Raw genomic sequence first — 2429 nt, forward strand, 5'->3', positions numbered from 1 at the left:
CCATGTGCTCGGACGTCGATCGCAACGACAAGTCGCGGGTCTGCGAGCCGGGTTCGGTGCGCGTCATTGGCCGTCGGCAGATCGAAATGTATTCGCGCCTGATCCACACGGTCGACCACATCGAAGGCCGGCTGCGCGAAGGCATGGATGCCTTCGATGCCTTCCTGTCGCATGCCTGGGCGGTCACCGTCACCGGCGCGCCGAAACTGTGGGCCATGCGCTTCATCGAACAGAACGAGAAGAGCCCGCGCGCCTGGTATGGCGGTGCGATCGGCATGGTCAATTTCAACGGTGACATGAACACCGGCCTGACGCTCCGCACCATCCGTATCAAGGACGGCATTGCCGAAGTGCGGGCCGGCGCCACATTGCTGTTCGACAGCATTCCCGAGGAAGAAGAAGCAGAAACCGAACTGAAGGCATCCGCCATGCTCTCCGCCATCCGCGACGCCAAGACAGGCAATTCCGCCAGCACCGAGCGAACCACCGCGCGCGTCGGCGACGGCGTCAACATCCTGCTGGTCGACCACGAGGATAGTTTCGTCCACACGCTGGCCAATTATTTCCGCCAGACCGGCGCCAACGTCTCGACCGTTCGCTCGCCGGTGCCTGAGGAAGTCTTCGACCGGCTGAAACCCGATCTCGTCGTGCTGTCGCCCGGCCCCGGCACGCCGAAGGACTTCGATTGCGCCGCAACCATCAAGAAGGCGCGCGCCCGCGAACTGCCGATCTTCGGCGTCTGCCTTGGCCTGCAGGCATTGGCGGAGGCCTATGGCGGCGAACTGCGGCAGCTGCACATACCGATGCACGGCAAGCCGTCGCGCATCCGGGTCTCCAAGCCCGGCATCATCTTCTCGGGCCTGCCCAAGGAAGTGACCGTCGGCCGCTACCACTCGATCTTTGCCGATCCGGTGCGCCTGCCCGACGATTTCATCGTCACAGCCGAGACCGAGGACGGCATAATCATGGCCTTCGAACACCGCAAGGAGCCTATCGCCGCGGTACAGTTCCACCCGGAATCGATCATGACGCTCGGCCACAATGCCGGCATGCGCATCATCGAGAACATCGTCGCCCACTTGCCCCGCAAGGCCAAGGAAAAGGCCGCCTGACGATCATGGCTGAAGCCGAGAACACGATGGCGACCGCGGCCAAGGCGGCCGCGAAGCGCAAAATCGCCAATCTTGCCTTCTGGTCGATTATCGTCGCTTTTGTCGTGCTCGCGCTGAAGGCTGCCGCCTGGTACGTCACCGGCTCGGTGGCGCTCTACTCGGACGCCTTGGAATCGATCGTCAACGTCATTGCCTCGGTTGCAGCCTTCTGGGCGATCCAGGTCAGCCACAAGCCGGCCGACCAGGACCACCCTTTCGGCCATCACAAGGCCGAGTATTTCTCGGCGGTGCTGGAAGGCGTGCTGATCGTGCTCGCCGCCCTTTTGATCCTCAACGAGGTCTGGCGCCACTGGCAGACCCCGGCACCGCTCGAACAGCCCTGGGAAGGTCTTGCCGTCAACGGCGTCGCTACGGTCATCAACGCCTTCTGGGCCTGGACGTTGATCCGCGCCGGCAGGGCGGAGAAATCACCGGCGCTGGTTGCCGACGGCAACCACATCATGACCGACGTGGTCACCTCGATCGGCGTCTTCGGCGGCCTGGTCGGAGCGATCCTGACCGGTTGGCAGATCCTTGACCCCGCACTTGCCGTCCTCGTGGCTTTGAACATCCTGTGGCAGGGCTGGCATGTCATAGGCTCGTCGATGAACGGCCTGATGGACCGCGCCGTCGACACCCAGGAACACATGCGCATCCGTGACGTCATCTCGGCCAATTGCAAGGGCGCGCTCGAGGTGCACGACCTCAAGACGCGCATCGCCGGCCGCGCCACCTTCATCGAGTTTCATCTGGTCGTCGACGCAGACATGTCGGTCGGCGCCAGCCATGTCATCTGCGACCGCATCGAGGACGCGCTGAAGGCCGAAATCCCCTCGGTGCGCGTCACCATCCATGTCGAGCCCGACGACGAGGCCAAGCTGCCGAAGGGCACGACGGCCGTGCCGTTCGCCTGAGGCGATTTCCTGTAGCGACTTGGGAAAATTAACCGAAGCTTCTCGACTTCGTCATCCACGGGCGAAGCAGGAGCGAAGCTCCGTCGCGGAGACCCGAGGATCCATGCCGCGACCTTCGTAGAGTGCAGCGGAACAGAATTCTGCACCGCAGCAGCGCTCAGATGTCACGCATGGATCCTATGGTCTGCGCCGCCAGTCTCTATCGGCCTTCCAAAGCTGCCTCAACAAAATCGTCGTCAAGTGGCCCGGTCAAACTGTCGAGCCAGACCCAATCCTGCGCAAGCGGTTCGAGAACGACCGCTCGGCCCTCGCGACGGATTGAAATCTCGCCGGTATCGAAACGGTATTTCTTCGGCATGCGTAC

2 protein-coding genes are annotated in these 2429 nt (G+C 62.9%); both read left to right on the plus strand.

What is annotated here, in order from left to right; all coding sequences use genetic code 11:
* The coding region (locus tag EN939_RS29945; protein ID WP_127271268.1) for an anthranilate synthase component I at positions 1-1112 on the plus strand (1112 nt) is incomplete at its 5' end.
* Positions 1113-1117: 5 nt separating this feature from the next.
* On the plus strand, positions 1118-2065 hold the full coding sequence (locus tag EN939_RS29950; protein ID WP_127271270.1) for a cation diffusion facilitator family transporter: 948 nt from the start codon (positions 1118-1120) through the stop codon (positions 2063-2065).
* The last annotated feature ends 364 nt before the right edge of the window (positions 2066-2429 follow it).

This window comes from Mesorhizobium sp. M7A.F.Ca.CA.002.05.1.1 (assembly GCF_003998335.1).
Classification (GTDB): Bacteria; Pseudomonadota; Alphaproteobacteria; order Rhizobiales; family Rhizobiaceae; genus Mesorhizobium.